This is a genomic window from Ruminococcus sp. RTP21359st1_H3_RTP21359_211015 (assembly GCF_040909065.1).
Classification (GTDB): domain Bacteria; phylum Bacillota; class Clostridia; order Oscillospirales; family Ruminococcaceae; genus Hominimerdicola; species Hominimerdicola aceti.
In genome coordinates, this window is record NZ_JBDGDD010000007.1 from 1 (window position 1) to 23956 (window position 23956).

Annotated in this window: 24 protein-coding genes; 4 read left to right on the forward strand and 20 right to left on the reverse strand. The window is 44.6% G+C overall.

Features of this window, described 5'->3' with window-relative positions; translation table 11 throughout:
• Positions 1-178 precede the first annotated feature (178 nt).
• The 4 genes from AB5Z01_RS04125 to AB5Z01_RS04140 all read right to left on the reverse strand — a co-directional run bounded on the left by AB5Z01_RS04125 (position 179) and on the right by AB5Z01_RS04140 (position 6320).
• On the reverse strand, positions 179-1171 hold the full coding sequence (locus tag AB5Z01_RS04125; RefSeq protein WP_195221351.1) for a LacI family DNA-binding transcriptional regulator: 993 nt from the start codon (positions 1169-1171) through the stop codon (positions 179-181).
• Between the two features lie 140 nt (positions 1172-1311).
• A complete protein-coding gene (locus tag AB5Z01_RS04130; RefSeq protein ID WP_368365346.1) occupies positions 1312-2664 on the reverse strand; it encodes an MATE family efflux transporter in 1353 nt (450 codons plus the stop codon).
• Positions 2657-5341 (reverse strand): glycosyl hydrolase family 59, encoded by a 2685-nt coding sequence (locus AB5Z01_RS04135; RefSeq protein WP_287214991.1) that lies wholly within the window; start codon positions 5339-5341, stop codon positions 2657-2659. The genes AB5Z01_RS04130 and AB5Z01_RS04135 overlap by 8 nt, the downstream gene beginning before the upstream one ends.
• 160 nt (positions 5342-5501) lie before the next feature.
• The gene (locus AB5Z01_RS04140) at positions 5502-6320 is read right to left on the reverse strand and encodes an AraC family transcriptional regulator (RefSeq protein ID WP_278945798.1); all 819 of its coding nucleotides are present in this window, start codon (positions 6318-6320) and stop codon (positions 5502-5504) included.
• A 150-nt stretch (positions 6321-6470) separates the two neighbouring features.
• Here AB5Z01_RS04140 and AB5Z01_RS04145 point away from each other — a divergent pair, with 150 nt between their 5' ends.
• Together AB5Z01_RS04145 and AB5Z01_RS04150 are read left to right on the forward strand one after the other, a co-directional pair.
• Positions 6471-7205 (forward strand): AzlC family ABC transporter permease, encoded by a 735-nt coding sequence (locus tag AB5Z01_RS04145; protein ID WP_178086258.1) that lies wholly within the window; start codon positions 6471-6473, stop codon positions 7203-7205.
• Positions 7202-7531 carry a branched-chain amino acid transporter permease gene (locus AB5Z01_RS04150; protein WP_287214995.1) on the forward strand — a complete coding sequence of 110 codons (330 nt, stop codon included), beginning with the start codon at positions 7202-7204 and terminating at the stop codon, positions 7529-7531. Before AB5Z01_RS04145 ends, AB5Z01_RS04150 begins: the two co-directional genes overlap by 4 nt.
• 47 nt (positions 7532-7578) lie before the next feature.
• Here AB5Z01_RS04150 and AB5Z01_RS04155 read toward each other — a convergent pair whose 3' ends face one another.
• Positions 7579-8700, reverse strand: coding sequence for a metallophosphoesterase (locus tag AB5Z01_RS04155; protein WP_287214996.1), 1122 nt, complete (start codon positions 8698-8700; stop codon positions 7579-7581).
• Positions 8701-8872: 172 nt separating this feature from the next.
• Here AB5Z01_RS04155 and AB5Z01_RS04160 point away from each other — a divergent pair, with 172 nt between their 5' ends.
• Complete coding sequence (locus tag AB5Z01_RS04160; RefSeq protein ID WP_117938470.1) at positions 8873-9586, forward strand: acyl-[acyl-carrier-protein] thioesterase; 714 nt, start codon at positions 8873-8875, stop codon at positions 9584-9586.
• Between the two features lie 164 nt (positions 9587-9750).
• The gene (cysK, locus tag AB5Z01_RS04165; RefSeq protein WP_022286644.1) at positions 9751-10683 is read left to right on the forward strand and encodes a cysteine synthase A; all 933 of its coding nucleotides are present in this window, start codon (positions 9751-9753) and stop codon (positions 10681-10683) included.
• A gap of 201 nt (positions 10684-10884) precedes the next feature.
• Here cysK and AB5Z01_RS04170 read toward each other — a convergent pair whose 3' ends face one another.
• The 15 genes from AB5Z01_RS04170 to AB5Z01_RS04240 form a co-directional block, all read right to left on the reverse strand.
• Entirely contained in the window at positions 10885-12087 is a 1203-nt protein-coding gene (locus AB5Z01_RS04170; protein ID WP_368365347.1) for a transglutaminase domain-containing protein, read from the reverse strand.
• A gap of 17 nt (positions 12088-12104) precedes the next feature.
• Positions 12105-12626, reverse strand: a complete 522-nt coding sequence (locus AB5Z01_RS04175; protein WP_287214999.1) for a DUF4358 domain-containing protein — start codon at positions 12624-12626, stop codon at positions 12105-12107.
• Between the two features lie 145 nt (positions 12627-12771).
• Positions 12772-13683, reverse strand: coding sequence for a dihydroorotate dehydrogenase (locus AB5Z01_RS04180; protein ID WP_038671065.1), 912 nt, complete (start codon positions 13681-13683; stop codon positions 12772-12774).
• The gene (locus AB5Z01_RS04185) at positions 13676-14449 is read right to left on the reverse strand and encodes a dihydroorotate dehydrogenase electron transfer subunit (RefSeq protein ID WP_038671067.1); all 774 of its coding nucleotides are present in this window, start codon (positions 14447-14449) and stop codon (positions 13676-13678) included. Before AB5Z01_RS04185 ends, AB5Z01_RS04180 begins: the two co-directional genes overlap by 8 nt.
• 18 nt (positions 14450-14467) lie before the next feature.
• The gene (locus tag AB5Z01_RS04190) at positions 14468-14950 is read right to left on the reverse strand and encodes a hypothetical protein (protein ID WP_038671069.1); all 483 of its coding nucleotides are present in this window, start codon (positions 14948-14950) and stop codon (positions 14468-14470) included.
• Positions 14951-14971: 21 nt separating this feature from the next.
• On the reverse strand, positions 14972-15907 hold the full coding sequence (gene pyrF / locus AB5Z01_RS04195; RefSeq protein WP_022286638.1) for an orotidine-5'-phosphate decarboxylase: 936 nt from the start codon (positions 15905-15907) through the stop codon (positions 14972-14974).
• A 28-nt stretch (positions 15908-15935) separates the two neighbouring features.
• The gene (locus tag AB5Z01_RS04200) at positions 15936-17204 is read right to left on the reverse strand and encodes a dihydroorotase (RefSeq protein ID WP_287215005.1); all 1269 of its coding nucleotides are present in this window, start codon (positions 17202-17204) and stop codon (positions 15936-15938) included.
• 87 nt (positions 17205-17291) lie between these two features.
• A complete protein-coding gene (locus AB5Z01_RS04205) occupies positions 17292-17771 on the reverse strand; it encodes a hypothetical protein (RefSeq protein ID WP_117858420.1) in 480 nt (159 codons plus the stop codon).
• Positions 17772-17810: 39 nt separating this feature from the next.
• Complete coding sequence (gene ilvD, locus AB5Z01_RS04210) at positions 17811-19478, reverse strand: dihydroxy-acid dehydratase (protein ID WP_287215007.1); 1668 nt, start codon at positions 19476-19478, stop codon at positions 17811-17813.
• Between the two features lie 41 nt (positions 19479-19519).
• Complete coding sequence (locus tag AB5Z01_RS04215; RefSeq protein ID WP_287215008.1) at positions 19520-20038, reverse strand: hypothetical protein; 519 nt, start codon at positions 20036-20038, stop codon at positions 19520-19522.
• A 15-nt stretch (positions 20039-20053) separates the two neighbouring features.
• Complete coding sequence (locus AB5Z01_RS04220) at positions 20054-20854, reverse strand: hypothetical protein (RefSeq protein WP_287215010.1); 801 nt, start codon at positions 20852-20854, stop codon at positions 20054-20056.
• 24 nt (positions 20855-20878) lie between these two features.
• Positions 20879-21838, reverse strand: coding sequence for an ROK family protein (locus tag AB5Z01_RS04225; RefSeq protein ID WP_022286632.1), 960 nt, complete (start codon positions 21836-21838; stop codon positions 20879-20881).
• Positions 21839-21866: 28 nt separating this feature from the next.
• A complete protein-coding gene (locus AB5Z01_RS04230) occupies positions 21867-22112 on the reverse strand; it encodes a hypothetical protein (protein WP_117876847.1) in 246 nt (81 codons plus the stop codon).
• Positions 22113-22122: 10 nt separating this feature from the next.
• Positions 22123-23079, reverse strand: coding sequence for a type I phosphomannose isomerase catalytic subunit (locus AB5Z01_RS04235; RefSeq protein WP_038671081.1), 957 nt, complete (start codon positions 23077-23079; stop codon positions 22123-22125).
• A 129-nt stretch (positions 23080-23208) separates the two neighbouring features.
• On the reverse strand, positions 23209-23925 hold the full coding sequence (locus AB5Z01_RS04240; RefSeq protein WP_287215013.1) for a hypothetical protein: 717 nt from the start codon (positions 23923-23925) through the stop codon (positions 23209-23211).
• Positions 23926-23956 lie beyond the last annotated feature (31 nt).

Below are 23956 nucleotides of genomic sequence, written 5' to 3' on the forward strand. Positions count from 1 at the left end.
CATAATATCCCGTCCTTTGCTTGCCTTTTTATTATTTTGTCCGAACTATGTCATTTTATCAGTTTCATTATTTATGTGATACCGATTTCATTAACTATATTATAACCCATGACAGTGCATTTGTCTATTGACAAATAATATAAACTTACAAGGCGGTATTACAAGGTTTCACACAGTTTCACATTTTTTTCTCTGTAGACTCACGCTCTTCCAGCTCAAAATCGAGCGTTAGTGTCCTTGGTATAGAGCTTTCTCGTTTAAGTGAATTGAGCAGCATTTGTGCCGCTTCTATGCCTGCGGTGCGATAATGAAAATGCACAGAAGTCAGGGGAGTGGACGTGACCTTACAAAGCTGAGAGTCGCCAATACCTGCTATCATTATATCCTCTGGTACTTTCAATCCCTGCTCACGGCAGGCAAGGAGCGCGCCTGCGGCAAGATTGTCGGTGGCACAGAAAATGTGGTCGTACCTTCTGCCGCTTCTCAGTAATGTCAAAGCCCTTTTGTAGCCTGAGTCCATTTTAAATTCAGCCGTCTGCATATCAGACTTTTCAATGTTGATGCCGTTATCAGAAAGGGCGTGGAGAAACCCGTCTTTTCTTGCCTGACCTGCCGCCTTGTCCTGCTCGGTAACACCGATAAAAGCGGGCTTTTTGCAACCTTTGTCAAGCATAAGCTTCTCTGCGGTATAGGCGGCTTTGTAATCGTCATGACAAACGCAGTTTGCACCCTTGTATTCCTGTCCCACAATTACCACCGGCACACGCATTTTTTTCAGCACAGCGTCATGGAGCGGAGTGAAAACAGAAGCCAAAAAGATAACTCCGTCAACACGATTGCTTCGGAAAAGCTCCAGATATTCCACTTCTTTCTTTGGGTCGTTGGCAGAGTTCACAAGCAAAAGCTGATAGCCCTGCTCACTGAGTACCTGACTTATTCCCTCCACCTCTCTTGCACAGCTCTCGCTTGAAAGCTTCGGTATAATAACTCCCACAAGCTTTGTCACTCTTGTTCTCACGTTCTGCGCCTGAACGCTTGGGGCATAGCCTGTGGCTTCTATGGCGGCTTCAATAAGCCTGCGCTTTTCTTCGCTCACATAGCCGTCGTTGAAATATCTGCTCACAGCAGATTTTGATACTCCTGCGGCTTTTGCAAATTCGGTAATGTTCATTGCTCGTCACTCCTTTTATTATATTGTACCACTGCACTATGAATTTTCAATATGGTTTCATATGAATATTTCATATATAATGTGAAACTGTTTCAACTAAAAAAACTGCCGCACCGAATCGGTACAGCAGTTATGAAAATCTATTTTACAATTGAATGAAGCCTCCATTTTCCACCCTTGTATCTTATAAGGCTCACCATAGCGGTCACAAACCACGTTGCGGCGGTGGTGTACCATATGCCCCAATAGCCTATGAAAGCTATCCTTGTAAAGATAAGTGAAAGACCTATCCTGCATATTACCTCTGCCATGCCGTTTACAAGGGCATAGTTTGTGTCGCCTGCACCGTTCAAAAAGCCCCTTGTGGTGTGGATAATACCCAGCGACCAGTAGAAAAGTGAGGTTATGATAAGCGCTTTTGCTGATATGCTTATAACAGTCTTGCCCTTGACAAACCAAGATGTTATCGCTCCACCGAACAGTGCGAACAGCACAAGCACCACTGCCGAGAATATCACCGATATCTTTATTGCACAAGCAAGACCTTTCTGCGCACGTTTTTCTTTTCCTGCGCCGATATTCTGTCCTGTGAATGTTGAAACCGCCGCATTAAGTGAAGAAAACGGCTGTTGAACGAACTGCTCGATACGCATTGAAACTGTGTATGCCGCCATGACCGTTTCGCCAAAGCCGTTTGTCACACGTTGGAGAGCCACCATTGATACCGAGATAAGTCCGTTTTGTATGGCGATAGGCACGCCTGTTTTCACACAGCGGTTCATCAGGTCCTTGTCGGCGTGCAGATCGTCGGCGGTGAGCTTTATCTCTCCGCTCACTGCAAAGCAGTACACAATACAAGAAATGGCAGAAAGCGCCTGCGTAAGCACTGTCGCCCATGCCGCACCTGCTATGCCGAATTTGAATACCACCACAAAAAGCAGGTCAAGGAGGGCGTTTAGCAAGCTTGCTGCACCTAAGAATATCAGCGGTGTTTTTGAGTCGCCCAAAGCCCTCATTATGGCGTTTATCCAGTTGTATGCTGCCACCGCTATCGTTCCGCCGCAGGCTATCTGCATATACGCCACAGAATCTCCGATAATCTTGTTAGGAACTTTCAAAAGCTCCAGTATAGGTCTTGCGGCAGGCACGGATAAAAGGCTTATTACAATGCCGAATATAGCCGTGACAAGCGCTGAGTTGAATACTGCTGACCGCAGGGCTTTTTTCTTGCCTGCACCGAAATACTGTGCGACAATTATTCCTGCACCCACCGACAGCCCTATGCAAAGGGTGTAAAAAAGATAAGTGATAGAGCCTGTAGCACCAACAGCGGCAAGGGCGTCATCGCCCAGATAACGCCCCACCACCATAGTGTCCACTATATTGTATGTCTGCTGCAAAAGATTTCCTGCAAGCAAGGGCAGTGAAAACATTATTATGTGTCGCATTTCACTGCCTTGTGTCATGTCTGTTGTTCTGCTTATTTTAGTCATTATTTTCCTTACGCTTCTTTCTGGCTATGCCGTATATCACTGCACCAACTGCCGCAGCAGCGCAAACGCCTGCGCCAACAGCTATAGGAAGCTTGCTTTTGCCTGACTTAGTGCTTTCAGACTTCGCAGGCTTTTTCTTCTCGAATGGTATCTTTCCGCCTGTTACCTGCATAGCGTCAATTGTATATTTGCCTGATTTTATGGTTACCTTTGCGGTGTGAGCGCCCTCAGACAAGCCTTCAAAATGGCATGATATCTCACGCTGACCTGTCCTTGAAACTGTCACGAGCTGTTCATCACCTCCGTCTATTGATACCCCGAGTATAGCGTTTTCTCTTGTTTCACCTGAAAGTGCGAAGCCCGTTCCCTCAAAGCTTACTGTGAAAGAGTCGCCCTCTGTGCCATCTGATATGGTTCGTTTGTAGTTTTTGAAGCTGCTCATAAGGTTGTGTTCCCAGTTGCCCTCAAAAGTGAAGCAAGAGTCTGTTTCGTCAAAGCGAGTTACATATGTGTCACTGCCCTCCACAGGTTCAGCAGAGAAGTTGTCAAAGCTGTTTTTGTTGTATGAGCTGAAAAGTGACGCTCTGCCTGCGCCGATAAGAGATTCGCCTTCGTTCACAGTGTATTCAGCCACCATGTTTCCGTCAACATATCCACGGATAACGTTGTTTACAGCCTCGACTTTAAGCTTGTGAGAAGTCGTGCCGTCAAAGCTGTCTATGCTTCCACTGCTAAGAGTGCCGTCATTTACTTTAAGCTCCCAGCTTCCGTTCTCATAAAGCTTTATCCAATAGCCACTGTATGAATTGCAGCCAAGCGTGTATCTCAGACCAACGCCCACATAGTTTGATTCTGCGTCCTGCGAAGTCGCAAAAGCAGCGTCAACGTTCACAGAGTAGTTATACCACCTGTCGTCACCAAATGTAGTCACAGGTTCTGGGGTGTAGCCCCACTCGTTGGCTTTCATGTCAGCCGTTATCTGCTGAACTAGCATATTGCCCTTGTCGGTTTTTTCCACCTCGAAAGCACCGCCCTGATCTGTTGTGTATCTTGGCGCATTGCCCCTTGATGAAAGATAATTCTCAGGATAGCCTGCATACTCAAAATCGTCCGAATATGGAAGCTTCAAAACAGTGCGTTCGCTCTCGTCAGCGTTTTTGTATTCTGTGCGCTTAGGTGTAACAGTAGAAATTGTCACAATAGAATTTGGCTTCACTGTCACAGAGTATGTATAAGCTCCGCCGTTCTCTGTAGGGGTTATATCCTCAGTTTTCTTGAAATAATTCTCGTCATAGCTGCCGTCAATACTGTCAGGACCTCTTGTTTCCCATACGCTCACGTTGCTTGACGCCTTGTCAAGTCCTGATACCTTGAGGTCATACTGTATAGGCTCGCTTGTAGTGTTTGTGATAACAGTGCTGTAATCGCCTGTTTCTGTGTCTGTGGCGGTCATATAGCTGTAAACTGCGTCGACGATAGCGTGACCGTCACCGCCTTTTTTGCCGTCGCTGTAGCAGCCGCTGTCAACAAACGCCCAGCCTTTTTCAATGAACTGCGAAAAATGCAGAGACATATAAAAACCGCTGTCAAGCATATAATAACCGCTCCAAGGGTCGCAGGCTGAGATGAGCTGTTTCTGACAGTAGCAAACGCCGTCATAGTATGCCGATACAACAGGCTGATACTCATAAAGTGTCATTTTGCCGTTGGGATACATTCCGATTATTCTGTTTGCAATATCAAGTGTGCCGTTTATGCCTGCCAGACCTGAGCTGTCATATCTGTATGTACCCTGCGCATATGCCATTGGCGAGCTTGCTTCGCTGAACCAAAGCTCTTTGTTTTCTTCATATGCAAGCTTCTGTGCGTTCTCGGTGGACTCGCTTGTGTAATGGCTTCCCACCACGTCAACAACGTTCATAAGTTCGCTGTCCTCATACATTCTGTCAGCAAAGCCCCATGTGCAGACCTCTTCTCCAGCGACTATCTTTATCTTTGAGTAGTCATAAGGGGTGCCTTTTTCACTTTTGAGATGTGAGGAAAGATATTTCACCCATTCAGGGTCAGCTCCACGCTCATTCTGCACAGCACTTACATAGTCAAATTCAAGTCCATATGTTTCATAAGCGGCGTCAAGGGTGTTTTTATACCATTTGTATCTTGCAGCATAAACGTCGGAAGCGTCAGATACCCACCTTGGTTCACTCCACCAAAGCATATCCAAAGTGAGGTCAGGATTTATCTTCTTTGCGTCAGCGGCAAGCTGGTATGCCGCACCTCTTGTTACGTCAGCCTTTTCGTCCTTTGTTCTCATTACAGACGGTTCTGTGCCTGATGATGAGTTTATATCCGCACCCATTTCCAATTTAAGGTGAGTAATGCCGATACCTTCTTTGCCAAACATATACTCCATTATCTGCTCATATACATCAGGGTGTTCAGCCTTGTAATCCAACAGAAGCCTTGATGAGTTGTTTGCACTCACCATGCCTGCCCCTCTGTAGCGCATATTTTCTTTGAGCTGAGCCGTAGTTCCGTCAATAACTATCTCTCTTGTATTATTTGTATTGCTATCGTTCACCGTTGTTCCCTCCGCACTGCAATTGTAAGCGCCTGCGCTAGATATCATCATGACCAATGCTGACACCATTGACGCGCTCCTTTTTAGTATCGTCATAAGTTATCCTCCTTGCATAAAGCATGGCTTCTTGCTTTCTTATGACAATTATAAGCTTAAAGGAGTGTATGGTCAATCTGAAATATTTTGCATATTATTAAGATACGAACATTTTGCTTAGAAATATGCTGAGAAAATTCTAATAAAGCTTAAAATATTATTACAAACCTGTTCCTCTTGAACGACGGTATTCTCTTGGAGAAACACCCTCCAGCTTTTTAAAAACGATGCTGAAATAGTTTCTGTCTTCATAGCCCACCTGCTTGCCTATGTCGCCTATGTCAGAGTCGGTGTTAAGAAGCAGAGATTTTGCCTGAGAGATACGTCGTTTTGCAATATATTCAAGGGGACGCATTGAAGTTTCTGCTTTAAAAACACGGCAGAAATGTTGTACTGACACTCCTGAAAGTCCTGCAAGTGTTTCTGCGGTGATATCCTCCATGTATCGGCTGTCTATATACAAAAGCGCTTGCCTTGTAATGCCTCCTACGTTGTTTCGGCTGTCAGGGAAAAGCATTGCAGTCCTCATGGCGAGGATATATTCATACACAAGTGCGGAAGTTTTTTCGCCACAATTCACAGGGTCGGCAGCGGCAACTAAAATTCGCTCAAAAAGCTGAGCAGGTTTTTGGGTGTTTATCTCAGGGGAAAATCTAAAGCTGTCAAAGCCAAGGTTTGCAAGCATTTGCCCCGCAAATTCACCACGGAAAACTATCCAGTTTGTTATCCAATTCCCATTTGCAGGATAATATTCATGTGGAACGCTAGGGGGAAGATAAAATGCCGAGCCTTTTGTCTGCACAAATTCTTCTCCCCCGACAATTAGTCTGCCCTCGCCCCCTGAGGTAAAAAGAAGCTGATGTGAAACAAGCCCTTTGTCCCTTGTGACGTGAAATTCAGGGTCGGAAATGCCTATTCCGGTGAGATAAAAGGGCAGAGAAGTCTGCCTGCCAATAACAGGATATATGACCTTTGTCACTGCCACACCTCCTTTTTAAAGTGAAGTTTCTTGGTAAATTATATATCCACAAGGGCAGTTTGTCAATAGTTCGGTGCTTGACTACGGGTAAACATTGTGCTAAACTTTTATACACAGCGTTTTTCGATACAGCGAACGCCCGAAAGGCAGATGAACATTTTGGAAAAAAATCACGATAGAAAAGCATTCAAAGCCCTGAAATGGGCTTTTCCTTATACAATACCGATATTCGCAGGTTTTTGGTTTTTAGGCATTGCCTATGGCATTTATGCTAACGCATCAGGATTCAGCTTTGTCTACCCCCTCATAATGAGCATGACGATATATGGCGGAAGCCTTGAATTTATCACAGTAAGTATGCTTCTTTCACCCTTTGCGCCTGTGCAGACCTTGATAATGGCGATAATGATACAAGCTAGGCACTTGTTCTATGGCATTTCAATGCTGGATAAGTTCAAAGGGCTTGGCTGGAAAAAATATTATCTTATCTATGGAATGTGCGACGAAACTTTCAGCATAAACTACTCAGCAGAGATCCCCAAGGACGTTGACAGAGGTTGGTTTTACTTTTTTGTTACGCTACTCAATCAGATATATTGGGTGAGCGGTGCAACTATCGGCGGTCTTATGGGTGATCTTATAAGCTTTGATACCAAAGGACTTGACTTCGCAATGACGGCTTTGTTCGTTGTGATATTTCTTGACCAGTGGCTCAAAGAAAAACACCATATGAGTGCATGGATAGGCTTGATATCAAGCGTTGTCTGCCTTATACTATTTGGTACAGACGATTTCATGATACCCACAATGATATGTATTCTCGTTCTGCTCACGGCTTTTCGCAAGCCTATAGAAAACCCTGAGAAAGCAGGTGACGCAAAGTGACGATAACTCAGCAGGTCATCACTATAGGAATGTGCGTTTTAGGCACTGTTCTCACAAGAGCACTCCCGTTTCTTATTTTCAACGGCAAACGCCCAACACCACGCTATGTGCAGTATTTGGGCAAGGTGCTTCCAAGCGCAATATTCAGTATGCTCGTGGTATATTGCCTTAGAAACGTAACACCTCTGCATTACAGTTACGGCTTGCCTGAACTTATCGCCATAGGCGTGACAGTGACAGTGCATTTGTGGAAAAGACAAATGCTTTTGTCTATTGCAAGCGAAACAGTGTGCTATATGCTTTTGGTACAGCTTGTGTTCAAATAAAACAAAGGGTCAGCATTTTTGCTGACCCTTTTGCTTTGTCCTGCTATTTAATTCTCCGAAACATCAATAACAACGTACTCAGACTTGCAGCCTGTTTTGAATTTTATCGCCCAGTCTGAAATGCCTGATGTCACGATAAAGTTGGTGTCCTCACGCTTTTCATAGCCGTATGTGCGGTCATTGCCGCCGATGAGAGTGCCAAGGAAGTTTATTGGTATGAGCTGACCGCCGTGTGTGTGACCTGACAAAACAAGGTCTACCTTTGACGCCGCCTGAGCGTCATAATCACAAGGCTGGTGATCCATTACAACTGTGAACTTCGAGCTGTCAAGATCCTTTGTGAGCTCTTCCATAGATGCTCTGTGACCGCCCTTTTCCATTTCCTCAGACCTGTCCTGTCTGCCTATTATGTAGAAACGATCGTCGATAAGCACGGTGTCGTCCTGTAATACGTTGACATTGTTCTTTTCAAGCTCCGCAATAAGATCGTCACCGCTGTAGCCACGATACGAAGGGTCATAGTATCCCTTGTCATGGTTGCCAAATGAGAAATAAACGCCGTATTTTGTTTTCAGCTTGCCAAGAGCTTCACAGCACTGTATCATGTCCTCTTTTGATGTGTCATCATCAACAAAGTCGCCTGTTATAAGCACCACATCGGGGTCAAGCTTCTGTATCTCTTCCATGTACTTTGCGAAGCCGTCCCCATGGAACGTTGTGCCAACGTGAGAGTCTGCAAATTGAACTATCCTTATGTCACCTGACTTCTTATCAGTTTTCAGTGTGTAGTCAGTTTCCCATACATTATTGCAAAGATACCAGCCCACCGCAAGATAAACCACCGTCAGCGGCACGGCGATAAAGCCTGCAAGGCATTTGCTTGCCTGTTTCTTTGATATCTTCTTTCCAATGAACACAAACAAGTCGCACAAAAGCCAGAATATAACAAGATGCAGCAAACAGATTATCGCATTTATCCAGTCCCATATAAGCCATATTATGCCGCCTGTGAGCACTATAAGAGCTGCACTTATGGCGTAATTAAGTACCTTTTTATCCTTTGAAAGCTTTTTTATAAAGCCAAAAGCTGATATTCTTCTTGTGAGATAAATAAAGCCAGCCACAGAGCAGACCGCCACAAGAATAGCTATCATTAACCATAAAAACATATTTTGCCTCCTGTAAAATTGCTGTAATATCATTATAAGTAGCAAAGCGGACTAATTTCAACAAGTTTTTTTTAACATTTCTTTACCTCTGTTAACATTTGTACCTATGTGCTGTTGAAAAAAGCGACAATAAGTTGTATAATTATTATATAGCAGAATGGAGGAAAGCAATATGTATGAAATGAAACGCACTGTAAATTGCAGCCAGATAGGTTCGCATGGCATAATAAGAAATAGCTGCCTTGTTGACCTTTTGCAGGATTGCTCTGTTATCCACCTTGACACTCACCCTGTTATGTCGCCTTTTTTTGAGAAAGAAAACTGCGTGATGTTTCTTGTGTCAAGACAGCTTGATATCGTCCGCAGACCTGAGCAAAACGAAAAGCTCACCGTCAAAACATGGACATATGAGCTTAAAAGAATGTATGGCTACAGAAACACAGTTATATATGACGAAAACGGTGATATCTGCGTGAAGTCTATAGCTTCTGGCGCTTTCATGGACAAAACATCTCAGCGGCCTATAAAAGTTCCACAGGAGCTTGTTGATAGGGTGAAGCTCTATCCAAAGCTTGATATGGAGTATCTTCCAAGAAAGATAGCCCTACCTGATACTGAGCCACAGGTGTATGAGGATATCCCGGTGCTGAAATGCTATATCGACATGAACGAACACGTCAATAATGCGAGATATCTTGACATAACAGACGAGTTTGTGGAAAACGAGTCTGCTGTGAAGCGTATCCGTGTGGAATATAAAAATCCCTTGAAGCGTGGTAAAGCCATAAAGGCTCTTGTTTATACCGATGAGGGCAGAAAATTTGTGGAGCTTTGTGATGAAAATAATAAGCCATATTGCATTACTGAGTATGATTATAGGTCATAATGCACAAACTGAAGCTTGCAATAAGCTGACTTTGTTGTATAAAACATAGAAAGCATATTAATCCTATTGACATAGTAGGAATAAAGTGATATAGTATAACCATAGCAAACATAAGCGGTACAGAAAACCGCATAAAATAATTTTCATATCGGAGGTAGATTAAAATGTCAAAGATCTATAAGGGCGTTTCGGAGCTTATCGGAAAAACTCCAATAATCGAAGCAGTTAATTTTGAAAAGGCAGTAGAGGCTGACGCAACTATCCTTGCAAAGCTTGAATATTTCAACCCGGCAGGAAGCGTTAAGGACAGAGTTGCACTTGCAATGATCGAGGAGGCTGAAAAGAAGGGCGTTCTCAAGAAAGGCGCAACTATTATAGAGCCTACATCAGGAAACACAGGTATCGGTCTTGCGGCTGTGGGCGTATCAAAGGGCTACAAGGTAATTCTTACAATGCCTGAAACAATGAGTATCGAGAGAAGAAATCTTCTTAAGGCATATGGCGCACAGATAGTTCTCACAGAAGGCGCAAAGGGCATGACAGGTGCTATCAAGAAGGCTGACGAACTTAAGGGCGAGATCGAGAACTCAGTTATCCTCGGTCAGTTCGTAAACCCAGCAAACCCAGCCGCTCACTTTGCAACAACAGGTCCTGAGATCTGGGAAGATACAGACGGTAAGGTAGATATCTTTATCGCAGGCGTTGGCACAGGAGGAACAGTAACAGGTGTTGGTCAGTATCTCAAGTCCAAGAACCCTGACGTTAAGATAGTAGCAGTAGAGCCTGCAACTTCACCTGTTCTTTCACAGGGCAAATCAGGTCCACACAAAATTCAGGGTATCGGCGCAGGCTTCGTTCCTGATGTCCTCGATACAAAGGTTTATGACGAGATCCTCCCTATCGAGAATGAGGACGCTTTCAAGACAGGCAACAAGTTCGCTAAAACAGAGGGTATCCTCGTTGGTATTTCATCAGGCGCAGCACTTAAAGCCGCTGAGATACTTTCAAAGAGACCTGAGAACAAGGGCAAGACTATCGTTGCACTTCTCCCTGATACAGGTGAAAGATATCTTTCAACAGCACTTTTCGAGAACTAATTTCTCAAACATACAAAATCGGAAAAGGGCAGACAGTCAGGCAAGCTGACGTGTGACCCAATGAACAAGCTTTCTTCGATCAAATCCGATATAAAAAGCCGCAGGGCATACAGTTTTTACGCTGTATGCCCTGCGGCTTTTATTAAGGCAACACCGCAAAAAGATTGTGCGGTATTGCCTTAAATAATCCCCTTATAAGCTTTAACCCATTATGTTATTATCAGAATAATCAGGCTCATACTCATAATCTATTCCGAGAGCATCTGAGAAAGCCTTTGAAAGCTTGTCGTAATCAATGCCGAGTGCATTGTCTGTGTCATAAGAATTATCCGAATCGTCACCATCTGCCGAGTTTAAAGAAATTCCGAAGCAAACCTTGTCCTCTGCGTCAATAACAGGTGTGGAAGAGACGTTGTAATCGTCAATGTAAAAGTTTGATATTATGTTTGTGACCTGCTCCGCAACAGCAGTGCTGCCTGCTCCCTCCGGCACGTCCAGTGACATATATATAGTTTTTCCTTTATCTGACATTGCTTCCTTTATGCGCTCAGGTATATCATAAACGCTGTCAAGCTTCTTGGCATTCTTGCATATGTAGCAATCGTTAGTGGCAGTGCATTCAGGGAAGTCCTCTTTGTTCCAAGGATAGGAGCCGTCGTCCTTTGCAGTGTCAGGTACGTTGAAATATGCGTAGTCAGGAGCTTCGTTGCCGCCGTCAAATGTCACATCAAGGTGATACCATTTGCCATCTATCTTCACAACGTTCCAAGCGTGTTCGCCGTTTTCTGTTGAGTGTATTATCTTGCTGTCGATACCTAGAACATCAAAAAACAGCTTTATTGTTGTTGCGTTTCCCACACAGATAGTAGAGTGGTCATGGAAAAATCCGTAAGGATTGTATGACTCGTCATCTTCACTTTCATCAGATATCGCCACAAGAGAATCGTCATTAAAGTGCGTCTGAGAGAACACATAATCATAAACAGCCTTTTCCTTGTCATATTCGCTCATGTCGTCTTTGATTATCTCGCCCACAGCCTTTTTTAGCTCTTTGAATATGTATTTGTCCTTATCGTCAGTGAGCTTTGAATCATCACCCGACTTGTAAGCTTCAACCACTGCCGTATCATCATAGATAGGGTGTATCTCACCGTTTACGTTGCCGTCACCGTCTGAGGGATCAAATATATCCTCCCCCAGAATGTTAGAAAGCGTGTTTTCCAGCTTTTCAAGCTTGTTGCTAAGTTCTTTTATCTTCTTGCTGTCGCTGCTTTCTGTTTGTGATGATGTGCTTTTAGCAATTTTAGTATCAGAACTGCTTTTATCTTTTGCACAGCCTGTCATACCCACTGTAAGGCAGGTCAGACAAAGTGCAAGGGTAAGTATTTTTTTCGCTGTTGTCATTTTCTTTCCTCCGTTTTTTAATTTATCATGTCTGTTATCTCGTCAGATATCTCGTCAGCATTGTCAGAGATAACAAGCACCCAGTAATCTCCAGCCTGAAATATCTTTGCCGCCTGTATTTTCTTTGTTTCTTCAGGCTTGTAGTTTTCATATTGATTAAGTCTGTAGTTCAGCCTGTCTGCAAGCTGGCTTTTTGCACTGCTTCCGTCAGCCATTTTGAGCATTGATATCTCGTCAGCATAATTGCCGTCAGAGGAGTAAAGTATTCCTCCATCGTTGAGCTTGTCAGCTTCTATACCATAAAGCTTTTCGGTATTCTTTGTGAAGCTGTCCTCACCGTAAAAAGTTGAAGCGTCCATGTGGTCGCCCTCTATTGCCGAAAGGATATCCTTTGCAGTTTTACCGCTGTCTGCCGTAGATGTAACAGCACTTTCGGAAGCCTCAGACGAAATGGTGTTGTCTGCTCCGCATGATGTCATTGAAAGCGTGGTAAGAACTGTAAGTGCAGATGTTATCACGCAAAGTACTCTAAGAAACATATCTTTCCCCTTTCTCTGTCAGCCTTTCCTGACGACTTAAATTATAGCACTTTTGCAAGCTGTTTTCAATGAATTTAAGAAATTCATAAGAAAAAATGCCATAAAAATATCCGTCCTGTAAAAAGACGGATATTTTACTATGTTATTACCAAGGCTTAACAGTGCCGACTATCTCAGAGATGTTGTTTATACCGTTGTCTTCGCAGAATTTCTGCATACCCTCGGCTATCTTCACAGGTGCATAAGGGTCAGCAAATATTGCCGCACCTACCTGAACAGCTCCTGCGCCTGCCATCATCATTTCAATGGCGTCTTCCCATGTGGCGATACCGCCCATGCCCATAACAGGTATTTTAACAGCGTTTGCCACCTGCCATACCATTCTTACGGCAACAGGGAACACCGCAGGACCAGAAAGTCCGCCCACGTTGTTTTTCAGTATAGGACGGCGTGTCTTTATGTCGATACGCATACCGAGAAGCGTGTTTATAAGGGAAACAGCGTCTGCGCCGTTTGCCTCAACAGACTTTGCAATGTCCACAATGCTTGTAACGTTCGGTGAAAGCTTTACCATAAGAGGCTTTTCTGTAACGTCCTTAACAGCCTTTGTTACCGCACCTGCAACGTTGCAGTCAGTGCCGAAAGCCGCTCCGCCCTGTTTTACGTTCGGGCAGGATATGTTAAGCTCTATCATGTCAACAGCCGTGCCGTTGAGCTTTTCTGCAAGCTCTGCACATTCTTCGATAGTAGAACCTGCTATGTTGGCTATTATCCTTGTGTCCTTTGTTACAAGGTTTGGAAGCTCGTAGTTTATGAACTTGTCAACGCCGCCGTTTTGAAGTCCAACAGAATTGAGCATACCGCTTGGAGTTTCCGCAACTCTAGGACCTGGGTTGCCCTCACGGCGGTGAAGCGTAGTGCCTTTTACGGATATTCCGCCCAGCTTTGAAAGGGGATAGAACTGCTCGTACTCTCTGCCGTAGCCAAATGTTCCGCTTGCAGGGATAACAGGGTTTTTGAACTCAACTCCGCAGAAATTCACATTTATCCTATTCATCAAACACTACCTCCTCGCTGTCGAATACAGGACCGTCCTTGCAAACGTGAGAATTGAACTCCTGACCGTCCTTGACAGTGCGGCATACGCATACAAGACACGCACCCACGCCGCAAGCCATTCTCTGCTCAAGAGATACCTGACAGTAAATGCCGTTTTCCTCACATATCTTTGTGATATTTTTCAGCATTATCATTGGACCGCAGGCATAAACGATATCAGGCTTTTCGCTTTTAAGCACGTCAAGAAGTGCGTCAGTAACAAAGCCTTTTCTTCCTGCCGAGCCGTCGTCAGTGCAAAGCTGAACGTCACAGCCCATGGCTTTGAAGTCCTCCTGCAAAATAACAGCCGCAGCGTTTCTGAAACCGCTTATAACAGTGGCGTTCTCGCCGTATTCCTTTGCAATGCCCACCATTGGAGGTGTGCCTATGCCGCCGCCGATACAGACAGCTTTTTTGCCCTTTTCAAGCACCTTGAAGCCGTTACCCAGCGGTGCGATAATGTCAACAAGGTCGCCCTTGTTAAGCTCGCTTATCTTGTCAGTGCCGTGACCTCTTACCTCAAAAACAAGGCGGATAGTACCCTTGTCCTTGTTGATATCGCAAATAGAGATAGGTCTGCGGAGGAAAAAGCCCTCTGCCTGCACCTGTGCAAACTGTCCTGCCTTTGCCGCCTTTGCAATGTGCGGACAGTATATCTCAATGTCAAAAATTCCTTTTGCAAGGGTCTTTTTTGAAACTATTGGGTATTTACCCTGCTTGTACATTAAAAATCCTCCCTGTACTTAGTTCTTTACCTCATTCGGAGCGTTCACCGCATCAAAAACGAGAGTGACCGAGTTATCATTATCAGTATAAGTAAGCTTTAGCGTGTAAGCGTCAGCAAAATAGCTTATCTCCTGCCTTTTGGACATATTCTCCCACCCTGCAGGGGGTGCAAAATCCACTCCGCTGTCGTCAACAAAGATAAGATCAAGATCGTCGCTGTCCATTTCGATAGTGCCTTTTAAGCAGGGATTGCCTGCTTCTGCATCATACATGAGATAATTGCCGTTTGAACGGATAATAAGGCTGAGATAGCCAGAATAAAGCTCGCTGTTGTCAAGGGGCGTTTCACGGCATTTCCACTCGCCTACGATACATCTTGGAAAATCGCTTTGCTCCTGCTGACTTTCTGTCAAAGAGCTTGTATCCTCGTTCTTTGCGCAGGAGCATAATAGCAAAGCTCCCACCGTCGCTGTAAACAATATAACGCCCTTTGCTGTCATACTCAGTCACTCCTTTAGTGTTTATTCAAGTGTGATCTTTGGCAGATATGAGATTATATCCTCTTTCATTCTGATAACTTCACGTCTTGCAGCCTTTGCAAAATCATGCTCGTCACAGTTATCCTCTTTCTTGTATGCACACATTACGCCACGGGAGGAGTTTACGATAGCGCCAAGTCCGTGATCGTCAAATGCCTTTGATACGCCCTCAGCACCGCCGCCCTGTGCACCGTAGCCCGGTACAAGGAAGAATGTGTGCGGCAGAGCCTTTCTCATTTCAGCAAGCTGCTCAGGATAAGTCGCACCCACAACTGCGCCAACACCGCTGTAGCCATACTTGCCCATAACGTCCTTGCCCCACAGTTCGCACATTGAGCCCATTGTGGCATAAACTGTCTTGTTGCCGATCATAAGATCCTGAAGCTCACCGCTTGACTTGTTTGATGTCTTTACAAGAACGAAAATGCCCTTGTCATATTTTCTGCACTGGTCAAGAAGCGGGTTGATTCCGTCTGAGCCGAGATAGCCGTTTACAGTGAGAGCGTCTGCACCGAAAGCTTCCACAAGCTCACCGCCAACGTCAGTAAGACCAAGATGTGCGGTTGCATAAGCTTCCATAGTTGCGCCAATATCGTTTCTCTTGCCGTCTGTCATGACGAACATTCCTTTTTCCTTTGCATACTGTATAGTCTTGTAAAGGGTCTTTACACCCTCGTAGCCATACATTTCATAGTATGCAGCCTGTGGCTTGATAGCAGGGCAGATATCGTGTATCTCGTCGATTATAGTCTTGTTGAATTCCCATATAGCCTTTGCCGCACCCTTGAGCGTCTTGCCGTATTTCTTGAACTTCTTTTCCTTGATGTATTCAGGAACATAGTCAAGCTTTGGGTCAAGCCCCACTACTGACGGGTTCTGTGTCTTTACGATATTTTCAATAAGTCTGTCAAATGCCATTTTTATCTTCCTTTCGGATATTTTTATATTAAAGCTCAAAAACGAGCTTTCCTCTGCATATTGTGTACATTACCTTGCCTTTGAGCCTTGTGCCTTTGAACACGCTGTTTTTGCTCTTTGAATTAAGCTCCGCAGGGATAACTTCCCATTCATAGTCAGGGTCAAAGATACAAAGATCGCATCTTTCGCCCACTGCTATCTTGATAGGCTCAAGTCCCATTATCTTTCTCGGATTTACCGACATTATCTCTGCAATCTTGTCAAGACCGCACTTGCCGCTGTGGTAAAGTTTTGTGAGCGTTGCCGCAAGGGAAGTTTCAAGTCCAACGACGCCGTTTGGGGCTTTCTCAAAGTCAGCCTTTTCCTCTGCGGAGTGTGGAGCGTGGTCGGTGATGATGCAGTCGATAGTGCCGTCAAGAACAGCTTCCTCAACAGCCGCTCTGTCCTCCTCAGTTCTAAGTGGAGGCGACATTCTGAAATCTGCGTCACGGGCTAAAAGCTTTTCGTCTGTGAACGTAAAATAGTGTGGAGCAGTTTCGCAGGTGACCTTAACGCCGTCCTTTTTCGCCGCTCTTATGATGTTCACAGAGCCTTTGGTGGAAACGTGGCATATGTGAACTCTCGCATTGCAGCTCATTGCAAGGCATATCTCACGGGCAGTGATATAGTCCTCAGAGGCTCTGTCCATGCCCTTTACGCCAAGCTTTTCGGATATCTCGCCCTTGTTGATGATACCACCATTTATTATCTTCAAGTCCTCGCAGTGAGAAGTCACGATAAGACCGTTCTCGTTAGTCTTTTCGATAGCCTGACGCATAAGCTCAGCGTTCTCAACAGGTCTGCCGTCATCTGAAATGGCGGTAACTCCTGCGGCTTTGAGTTCGTCATAGTCGCAAAGCTCCTGACCTTTCATGCCCTTTGTAACGCAGGCAATAGGGAAAACGTCGATACCTGTTTTCTTTGCCTTTTCAAAAACGTATTTCACGCCCTCAGGGGAGTCGATAGGCGGCTTTGTGTTCGGCATACAAGCGACGCCCGTGAAACCGCCTGCCTTTGCGGCGTTCGCACCTGTGATGATGTCCTCCTTGTAGGTAAGACCTGGGTCACGAAAGTGAACGTGCATATCGAAAAGCCCGGGCAATGCACAAAGCTTGCCCTTTGCGTCGATAACTCTCTGAGCATGCTCGTCAGTTTTTCCAAGGCTGACTATCTTTCCTCCGTCAATGCCTATGTCCGTTATACCGTCAAGCCCTGTCTGCGGGTCGCAGGCACGGATATTTTTGATCAGTAGCTCCATTTTTACTCCTTTTTTATCTTAATCAAGTCTTTACTGCACAAAAGCTGCGGCTAAACATATCGTTCAGCCGTAGCCCTTGAAAATTCGTTATTTGCCGTCGTAGAACGAGCCGTCAGAGTCTTTTCTCTCGCATGAGTAAACTCCGTCGGAGTTCTGGAAAATGAACTTGCAGGTAGCGACCTTGTCGCCCTCGTCCTCAGACGGTACAGAAAGGTTTTTGTAGGAAATAGTCGAGAAGAACTTCATTCTCAGACCGATATCAACAGTTGTATCTCTGTCAGACGGATTTACAAGAAGCTGTATCTTTCCGCTTCCCCCGTCCTCCTGAATTTTAAACCAGCCCTTTGCGATAACTGAGCTGTCATCAGCGCGAGTGATAGTGAAATCGCCCTCGTCAGAGAATTCAAAAGTAATGTTTGCGTCCTTATCTGTCCATGTTCCAGAGATAAGCTCTCTTGAATCGCCTGATCTTGACGGCTGATTGAATACATATGTACAGATGAAAACACCTACTACTACAAGAACTACAAAGAGTATTCCAAGCAAGCCTGAAATGAATTTTTTCATATTATTCCGCCTTTCTCCCTTATTATTTTGTGTCGGATATTAGTCCTTTATCTGAAGTATAGCACCTCTGTTTGCAGAAGTTACAAGTGAAGCGTATCTTGCAAGATAGCCTGTTGTTACCTTTGGCTGTCTTGGCTTCCAGTTCTTTCTTCTTTCAGCAAGCTCCTCGTCAGATACTTTAAGTGTGATAGAGCAGTTGTCGATATCTATTGCTATCATATCTCCTTCTTCAACAAGTGCGATAGGACCGCCTACGGCTGCCTCAGGTGAAACGTGACCGATAGAAGCACCTCTTGAAGCACCGCTGAAACGTCCGTCAGTGATAAGTGCAACAGTTGAGCCAAGACCCATGCCTGCGATAGCAGATGTAGGATTGAGCATCTCTCTCATTCCAGGACCGCCCTTTGGTCCCTCGTAACGGATAACGACAACGTCGCCCTCAACTATCTTGCCACCTCTGATAGCAGCGATAGCGTCCTCCTCGCAGTCGAATACTCTTGCAGGACCCTCATGTGCAAGCATTTCAGGTGCAACGGCTGAACGCTTAACAACGCAGGTGTCAGGAGCAAGATTTCCTCTGAGAACTGCGATTCCGCCTGTCTGTGAGTATGGATTGTCTATTGGTCTGATAAGCTCAGGGTTCTTGTTTACAACGCCGCTGATGTTCTCACCTACTGTCTTGCCTGTGCAAGTCATGCAGTCTATGTTGATAAGGTTTTTCTTGTTAAGCTCACTGAGAACTGCATAAACTCCGCCTGCTTCGTTGAGGTCTTCCATGTATGTGTGACCGGCAGGAGCAAGGTGACAGAGGTTTGGCGTTCTCTTTGATATCTCGTTTACAAAGTCAAGGTCAAGCTCTACTCCGCACTCGTGAGCGATAGCAGGGAGGTGAAGCATTGAGTTTGTTGAACAGCCAAGCGCCATATCAGCTGTGATAGCGTTGATGAAAGCGTCCTTTGTCATGATATCTCTTGGTCTGATGTTCTTCTTGTAAAGCTCCATTACCTGCATACCTGCGTGCTTTGCAAGCTTTAGTCTTTCAGAATATACAGCAGGGATAGTGCCGTTTCCTCTAAGACCCATGCCAAGAACTTCTGTAAGGCAGTTCATAGAGTTTGCAGTGTACATACCTGAACAGCTTCCGCAAGTCGGACAGGCTTTGTTCTCAAATTCCTCAACGTCATCAAGAGTGAACTTGCCTGCGTTGTAAGTACCAACAGCCTCGAACATGCTTGAAAGGGAAGTCTTTTTGCCCTTAACGTGACCAGCCAGCATTGGACCGCCTGATACGAAAATAGTAGGAACGTTTACTCTTGCGGCTGCCATGAGCAGACCAGGAACGTTCTTGTCGCAGTTTGGTATCATAACAAGAGCGTCAAAGTGATGTGCCAAAGCCATGCACTCTGTTGAGTCTGCGATAAGGTCACGGGTAACGAGAGAATATTTCATTCCCATGTGACCCATAGCGATACCGTCGCAAACAGCGATAGCAGGGAATACAACAGGTGTTCCGCCTGCCATTGCAACGCCCATTTTAACAGCTTCAACTATCTTGTCAATGTTCATGTGACCAGGAACTATCTCATTATATGAAGATACGATACCAACGAGAGGTCTGTCCATTTCTTCCTTTGTCATGCCAAGAGCATTGAAAAGTGATCTCTGTGGAGCTTTGTCTACTCCGTCACAAAAATAATTACACGCCATTTTTATTACCTCTTTTGAAAAATATATTACTGAGAGCGGTATTATTCTCCGTCCTCATTCTCTTTTGTTTCAGCCTCGTCTGAGCTTTCCTCTGCCTTTGCAGGGTGCAGACGCTTTCTTACACCGTATGCAGAGCAGTATTCGCAAACGATATCCAGCACTGAGAATATGATAAGCATAAAATTCATTGAGAAGATACCTGTCACAAGCACGAATGCCGCAGGGATGATGAAAAGTGGGATCCCTGTGCCGTAAATATCTTCAAAATGATTGCCTTTTTTATAATGCCTTATCCAAAGCACCCAATAAAGTGCGATAACGAGCAGTGCAACAACAGCCCATATTATGAAAAGCAGCTTGCTTGAAAAGCCTACCTTGTAATCTCCGATAGCAAGGCACATATAGCCTATGCAGCCAAATCTGCCCACACACTTTGCGATAAAGACGATAATGTTCTCGTCCTCAAGCTCAGGCTTGTCGGCAGGTGTCTTGAAACAGGCTGCTATCACAGGTATCAGCAAAAACAAAGTAGGTATAAATCCTATTATACTGAACTTCATTTCGTTTTGTCCTCCTTAGCGGAATGGTCTGTCCTCTATTTTAACTACTTCTCTGCGGAATGTGCGTGCCGCTTCGTCAACAGCAGCCATAAGCTTTTTCTCAAGTGGAGTACCAACAACATCAGCATTGTAACATACGCCGATGTAGCTTTGGGGGTTGAACTCATCATGAAATTGACAGTTATAAAAATACTCTATCTTGCCAAACCTGTTTTTCACCTTGGCTTTGAACTGTATTCTAGGTCCCATATCATCAACACGCAGGAACATCATTGCATTGTCAGGCGTGCCGCCATTTTGACATTTATCTATCATATAGTATATCTCGTCATCAGGCGCACTTACCATTTCAAAATAAGGTGTATTGCTGTCAGAGTAATTGTCATCAAAATCATCATCACAGTTTGGCAGATACATTGCGCCATAATCAAATTCACATTCTGTTTCGATGAAATCACCGCTCAGGTCAAATGATACTTTCACCCTTATTTCTGCGTCCTTGCCGTCGAATATCTCATAGGTTATCTCTCTTGACGGCTTTGCAGGAATGCTCGCTGTGTCAAGAACTTCCTGCGGTGTGGTATATGTCGGTCTTGTATAAGCACAATTGCTTCTCTTGCTTGAACTTGTGCTTGAAGTGGCAGTGTTTGGTTTGCTTGAAGCCGTGGAGCTTGAAGTGCCGTTTATAGCTTCATTCTTTTTATCCATAGCCTGATTGAACAGGTCTTTAAGTCCTGTCGGACCATTGCCGTTCTTTGCCGCAGCGTTGTCGATAGCGTCTACAGCACCTTTTAATATCTTGTCGAAAAGTCCCATTTTGAATTCCCCTTTACATCTTTATTACTTTTTGTGTGAAAGTCCAAGGAATGCCGCACCTATAATGCCTGCGTCATTTCCAAGCTTTGCAATAACTATCTCAGTGTTCTTTGCTGAGTTCTTTGTGTAAATCTCCTTAGCCACAAGCTCTTTCAGTGGCAAAAGCAGAGGGTCGCCCTCGTTGCATACGCCGCCGCCGATACAGAGAATATCAGGCTGGAAAATGTTTATTGTGTTTGTGATTCCGCAAGCAAGATACTTTATGTATTTGTCAACAACTTCCTTGCCTGCCTTATCGCCTGCTCTCATGGCGTTGAACGCAGTTCTTGCGGATACCTTGCCGTCCTCTTCGTTCATTTTCCACATGATAGAGTCCTTGTCCTCGAACATAGCCTCTTTTGTCATTCTTACAAGACCTGTTGCAGAAGAAAATACCTCAAAGCAGCCGTGTCTGCCGCAAGTACACTGCGGACCGTTAGGGTCGATAACAGTGTGACCTATCTCAGCACCTGCAAAGTTGAAGCCTGAATATATCTTTCCGTTAATGATTATTCCTCCGCCTACGCCTGTGCCCAGAGTGATGCAAACAGCGTCGTTCGCACCCTTTGCTGCACCTGCAACATACTCGCCGTATGCCGCAGCGTTAGCGTCATTTTCAACATAGCAAGGCTTGTCGATAAACTTCTTCATAAGGTCAACAACGTGGAAGTTAAGGAAACCAAGGTTGTTTGAATACTCAATAACGCCAGTGTCAGAATTTGCAGTGCCAGGTGTGCCGATACCTACAGACTCTATCTGCTCTATCTCCAGCCCTGCGTTCTTTACAGCTTCCAAAGCGACCTTAGCCATATCCTCGCAGATCTCCTCCGCGGGTCTTGGCAGATTGGTCTTGCAGGTAGCCTTTGCGATTATCTCAAATTCTTCATTTACAACACCTGCTTTAATGTTAGTGCCGCCAAGATCAATACCAATGTAATACTTCATAATAATTTCTCCCTTTTATTTTCTGAGCTTACTGAGCGTTATCGCTCTCAGTGTCATCGTCATATTCGTGAAAGTTTATCTCTTCCTTTTCCTCTTTTGGCTTTTGGGCTTCAGCCTTTTTTGCTATGGCGTCATATACCAGAAGATACACAAGCTCCAGCACTACAAAGCTGATAAGACCTATCCAAAATGAGCCTGCCACAAATCCGATAATAAAAGCGATCACAAGTGCGCCAAGCTCACCTATCTCCTTTTTCAGGTCAAGTTTAAGCATTTATCTCACCTTAGTCTATCTTTGTAAGCACAAATGTGCATTTGCCCTCAACAGTATACTTGCCTGTGCCTGCTGAAATGAATACGCTTTCGCCCTTCTTTGCAGAAACAGTTTCGCCGCCGCTGATAACAGGCTCACCCTCGAGAACGAGAATACTGTTGAAGCTGTTTTCGTCAGCGTCAAGCTCAGCCTTTGTTTCAACGTTGACTCTGTATGTTGTGAAGTATTCGCATTTTGAAAGAAGCTTTATGTCATAGCCGTCCTTCTTCTCAACAGGTGTCTCAGGATACTGCTCAGCAGGAGCAAGCTTTGTTACGTCAAGAGCCTTGTTAACGTGAAGCTCTCTAGGCTTGCCGTCCTTGCCAACTCTGCCATAGTCATAAATTCTGTATGTAGTGTTTGAGTTCTGCTGTATCTCAGCAATAAGGATACCCTTGCCGATAGCATGGAGCGTGCCTGACTTGATGAAGAAAACGTCGCCCTTCTTAACAGGTACAGCGTTTGTTACTTCAAGAAGCGTGTTGTCAGCGATCCTTCTTGCAAATTCTTCCTTTGTTATCTCGTGCTTGAAACCGTAGAGAAGAGTTGCACCCTCGTCACAGTCAACAACATACCACATTTCTGTCTTGCCGTATTCGCCCTCAACTCTCATTGCATAATCGTTGTCAGGGTGTACCTGTACAGAAAGATTGTCCTTAGCGTCAATGAGCTTGATAAGGATAGGGAAGTTCTCAAATCTTTCGCAGTTCTTGCCAAGAACGCCCTTGCCTGCCTTTTCGATATACTCATTGAGTGTCAGACCCTTGTATTCACCGTCAGCCACAACGCTTGGACCGTCCTTGTGACAAGAAAGCTCCCAGCTCTCTGCGACCTTATCATAATCGCACTTTTTGCCGTACTCATCTCTAAGTCTGGTACCGCCCCAGATGTAGTCCTTAAATGCTGGATCAAGTTTAAATATTGACATTTTATATAGCCTCCAATTATTAAATATACCTTTTAATATAATACCATAACTCCGTCTATAAGTCAATATTTCTGGTATAAAAAAAGCAGGAGAACGAACTGCTCGTCCTCCTGCTGATAGCGTTATTTTTTATTTCTTCTCGTCCTCATAGTTCTTAGGCTCATCAAAAAGATTTTTCTTGTCAACGAACTTGCCGGTGCTTACGTCAAAGGCTTCGCTTGACTTCTTGTTCATGATTATCACAATTACCACAACTGCGATAGCAATTCCTGCGATGACCGCAATAACTATGATAATAGGGTTTGTTCCCTTTGAGTCTTTTTCTTCCTTTTCTGCATAAGTCTTTGTCTTGCAGTTCGTTACCGTTATGCCTGTTACTGTTATCTTTGCCCTGTCAGTCGCACCGATTATGATGTTGTATACCTGACTGAAATCGTCCGTGCCGTATGCAGTTGCGATAGATTCAAAATCATATGTAGCTGATGAATCGTCAAACTTCACAGGTGCTATCTTTGCCCATACCGCACCGTCCTGAGCAACTGATGTAGTGGTGTTGTCCCAGCTCTGGAAAATAAGCTCAGCATTGTATTTGTTTCCTGCCTTTTCGTTTATTTCCTCGCTCTTGAATGTGACGATTATCTCTGAATCCTTTGTAAGCCTTGTTGCGTTGAAAGTTGCCTGATCGACAGTGATAGACTGTTCCCAATTGCTACAAGTCGCTGCGGAAGAGCAGTCGATAGTAACGTCTTCTGTTTCTGCGTTTTCGGCAAAAGCTGTCAGTGTGCATGAGAATATTGAAGCGCAGGCGATGATAGCAGACATTGCTACTGATAAAAATTTCTTCATTTTTCTTTTTCCTTTCCAATTCTTATATAAT

Bases quoted from the DNA above. Each gene is read 5' to 3' on its own strand.
- AB5Z01_RS04180 (WP_038671065.1), bottom strand. From the start codon at position 13,683: ATGAATAGGATAAATGTGAATTTCTGCGGAGTTGAGTTCAAAAACCCT.
- AB5Z01_RS04215 (WP_287215008.1), bottom strand. From the start codon at position 20,038: ATGAAGTTCAGTATAATAGGATTTATACCTACTTTGTTTTTGCTGATA.
- AB5Z01_RS04155 (WP_287214996.1), bottom strand. From the start codon at position 8,700: ATGTTTTTATGGTTAATGATAGCTATTCTTGTGGCGGTCTGCTCTGTG.
- AB5Z01_RS04185 (WP_038671067.1), bottom strand. From the start codon at position 14,449: ATGTACAAGCAGGGTAAATACCCAATAGTTTCAAAAAAGACCCTTGCA.
- AB5Z01_RS04240 (WP_287215013.1), bottom strand. From the start codon at position 23,925: ATGAAGAAATTTTTATCAGTAGCAATGTCTGCTATCATCGCCTGCGCT.
- AB5Z01_RS04190 (WP_038671069.1), bottom strand. From the start codon at position 14,950: ATGACAGCAAAGGGCGTTATATTGTTTACAGCGACGGTGGGAGCTTTG.
- pyrF (WP_022286638.1), bottom strand. From the start codon at position 15,907: ATGGCATTTGACAGACTTATTGAAAATATCGTAAAGACACAGAACCCG.
- AB5Z01_RS04205 (WP_117858420.1), bottom strand. From the start codon at position 17,771: ATGAAAAAATTCATTTCAGGCTTGCTTGGAATACTCTTTGTAGTTCTT.
- cysK (WP_022286644.1), top strand. From the start codon at position 9,751: ATGTCAAAGATCTATAAGGGCGTTTCGGAGCTTATCGGAAAAACTCCA.
- AB5Z01_RS04200 (WP_287215005.1), bottom strand. From the start codon at position 17,204: ATGGAGCTACTGATCAAAAATATCCGTGCCTGCGACCCGCAGACAGGG.
- AB5Z01_RS04225 (WP_022286632.1), bottom strand. From the start codon at position 21,838: ATGAAGTATTACATTGGTATTGATCTTGGCGGCACTAACATTAAAGCA.
- AB5Z01_RS04135 (WP_287214991.1), bottom strand. From the start codon at position 5,341: ATGACGATACTAAAAAGGAGCGCGTCAATGGTGTCAGCATTGGTCATG.
- AB5Z01_RS04170 (WP_368365347.1), bottom strand. From the start codon at position 12,087: ATGACAACAGCGAAAAAAATACTTACCCTTGCACTTTGTCTGACCTGC.
- AB5Z01_RS04175 (WP_287214999.1), bottom strand. From the start codon at position 12,626: ATGTTTCTTAGAGTACTTTGCGTGATAACATCTGCACTTACAGTTCTT.
- AB5Z01_RS04125 (WP_195221351.1), bottom strand. From the start codon at position 1,171: ATGAACATTACCGAATTTGCAAAAGCCGCAGGAGTATCAAAATCTGCT.
- AB5Z01_RS04220 (WP_287215010.1), bottom strand. From the start codon at position 20,854: ATGGGACTTTTCGACAAGATATTAAAAGGTGCTGTAGACGCTATCGAC.
- AB5Z01_RS04145 (WP_178086258.1), top strand. From the start codon at position 6,471: ATGAACATTTTGGAAAAAAATCACGATAGAAAAGCATTCAAAGCCCTG.
- ilvD (WP_287215007.1), bottom strand. From the start codon at position 19,478: ATGGCGTGTAATTATTTTTGTGACGGAGTAGACAAAGCTCCACAGAGA.
- AB5Z01_RS04235 (WP_038671081.1), bottom strand. From the start codon at position 23,079: ATGTCAATATTTAAACTTGATCCAGCATTTAAGGACTACATCTGGGGC.
- AB5Z01_RS04160 (WP_117938470.1), top strand. From the start codon at position 8,873: ATGTATGAAATGAAACGCACTGTAAATTGCAGCCAGATAGGTTCGCAT.
- AB5Z01_RS04130 (WP_368365346.1), bottom strand. From the start codon at position 2,664: ATGACTAAAATAAGCAGAACAACAGACATGACACAAGGCAGTGAAATG.
- AB5Z01_RS04230 (WP_117876847.1), bottom strand. From the start codon at position 22,112: ATGCTTAAACTTGACCTGAAAAAGGAGATAGGTGAGCTTGGCGCACTT.